This window comes from Thermococcus sp., assembly GCF_027012695.1.
Taxonomy (GTDB): domain Archaea; phylum Methanobacteriota_B; class Thermococci; order Thermococcales; family Thermococcaceae; genus Thermococcus.
The window spans coordinates 1-1,999 of the sequence record NZ_JALUYR010000086.1; the positions used below are offsets into that span (position 1 = coordinate 1).

The 1,999-nt window shown below is 46.9% G+C and carries 2 protein-coding genes; one reads left to right on the forward strand and one right to left on the reverse strand.

All coding sequences use genetic code 11. The features are described 5' to 3' along the window. Window positions 1-196, forward strand: a 196-nt coding sequence (locus MV985_RS07020) for a zinc ABC transporter substrate-binding protein (RefSeq protein ID WP_297464734.1), incomplete at its 5' end; no start/stop codon positions are given. A gap of 284 nt (window positions 197-480) precedes the next feature. On the opposite strand, the gene MV985_RS07025 is transcribed toward MV985_RS07020, so the two are convergent. After that, on the reverse strand, window positions 481-1,836 hold the full coding sequence (locus MV985_RS07025) for an IS1182 family transposase (RefSeq protein ID WP_297464736.1): 1,356 nt from the start codon (window positions 1,834-1,836) through the stop codon (window positions 481-483). Window positions 1,837-1,999 lie beyond the last annotated feature (163 nt).

A 1,999-nucleotide genomic window follows, 5' to 3' on the forward strand; every position in this document is an offset into this window, starting at 1 on the left:
ACAGCTGGCCCGTCTCATTGAAGAGGCCAGAAAAGAAAATATACGGGTGATCTTTGTCCAGCCGCAATTTTCAAAGAAAAAGGCCAGGGTCCTGGCCCGGGCCATTGGTGGCACGGTGATGGTTTTTGATCCCTTGGCCTATGATTATATCAATAACCTCGACCAGGTGGCAAAACGTCTTGCTCAAGTTTTGTAAGTGCCATCTTAACCCTTACCGGGTTATAATTCCAAAGCCACCTGCACGTTCACTACTTCCTTGGGGGATGCCCTGTCGAGGGGGAATCGTCATGTAACCAGCAGATCACAGCCCGGGAAGGAAAAAAACCGAATGACCTGCTAGGAGTCTGTCGGACTCAGTAGTTGTTGAAAATCAAAAGTTATGGGCATAAGTTTAAAAAGAGCTCTGGCGATAATCATTACCACTTTTTTTGCAATGAATTACCCCGCCAAGGGATGATTTTACTTGATCTTTGACATTATTTAGCCATTTAAGGCGTACATTCGCTTTAAGTTCCAGGCAATGGACACAAGTGTCCACTCACCGCTTACTGCTTCGTAGCCACGGAGGAGGAATTGTCGGAATCCCATAACCTGTTTTATGATTCCGAAAACAGGTTCCACCGTACTTTTTCGTTTTGCGTAGAGTCGCTTTCCTTCTGGAGTCTTCAGATGATGTTTCATCGTTTCTACATGGTCGGCATCATCCGGTAATGATTCCGGTTCGGTGAACCTTTCCTGCAGTGGCTGGTTGTGCTTCTGCCGTCCGGTTGAAAAGAGCGGTGTTACCTCTGCTTGAATGCATTGATTCACATTGGCTTCGCTGAAATATCCGGTATCGGCCAGCATGGTATCAACCTTGCCCAGCTGTTCCGGTAACTCATCAAGATTCTTCAGGGTTGGATAGACTTCCTGCTTGTCATTGGGGGACTGAGTGACGTGGGTGGAGATGACGCACATGGTATCGAGATCTACAGCAGCCTGGGCATTATAGGCCTGCTTGAACCCTTCAGCAGATGGCATTATCCTGGACTCCTCGTCCGTAAGATTGACCTGATCTTTATCACGAGGCCCTGCTGTTGGTGGTTTTGGATCTTTGCCTCGGGGCTTCTTGCCGGTCTCTTTTGCTTTGGTTTTACGGGCATCAACCTTTCGTTCATACTCCTCTACTTCCCTGGAGTACCGCTCATCGGCCCGTTGCTCAATTTTTTTCTTGGCTTCGGCTATGGCATTCAGACGATCCTGCCGACGTGAGAGTTCTTCCGGTATATTCATTTCATCCGGAATGTCGGCTGAATCAGCTTCCTCGGCAAGCCTCATCAGTTCGGCGACCTCGGCTTGGAGTTGTTTTTCAATCTTACAGGCATGGCCCCAACTCAATGCACGATGTTTGGAGGCATTGGCTTTGACCTTGGTGCCGTCCAAACTTACCTTGCCCAGTTTCAACAGTCCCATTTCTTTGGCTATGATGAGGATCTGAACAAAAAGAGGCTTCAGGTCATCAAGAAAACGTTTGCGAAAAGCGGCAATGGTATCATGATCAGGGTGATGATTGGCGGCGATAAACCGGAAAGCTACAGAGTCATAGGTGGCCTTCTCGAGCTTACGGCTTGAAAACACACCAGTTGCATAGCCATAGAACAGGAGGGCCAGTAACATTCTGGGATGATAAGCCTTTGATCCTCTGCCGCCATACTGTTCGGTGATAGAGCGAAGATTAAGTTGAGAAACAATATCAACTACAAATCTTGCCAGATGATCTTCCGGTAACCAATCTTGCACAGAGGGGGGCAGCAGGTATATTGTGTTTCTGTCAACAGGTATAAAGTTTGTGCTCATAGTAAATTCGATGTCAATTTATTGAAATTACAAACAATATATCACAATACACCATCAAGAGCAAGCCAAAAATGATAAATATGTCGAAATTACAGCAGGTTGAGTGCTTTTCTCCTGTCAGCCATCGAGCTGGTAAGGATAAAAGTCCGACAGACTCCTAGAG

Coding starts and splice junctions, on each gene's coding strand:
- MV985_RS07025 (WP_297464736.1), bottom strand. CDS start 1,836: ATGAGCACAAACTTTATACCTGTTGACAGAAACACAATATACCTGCTG.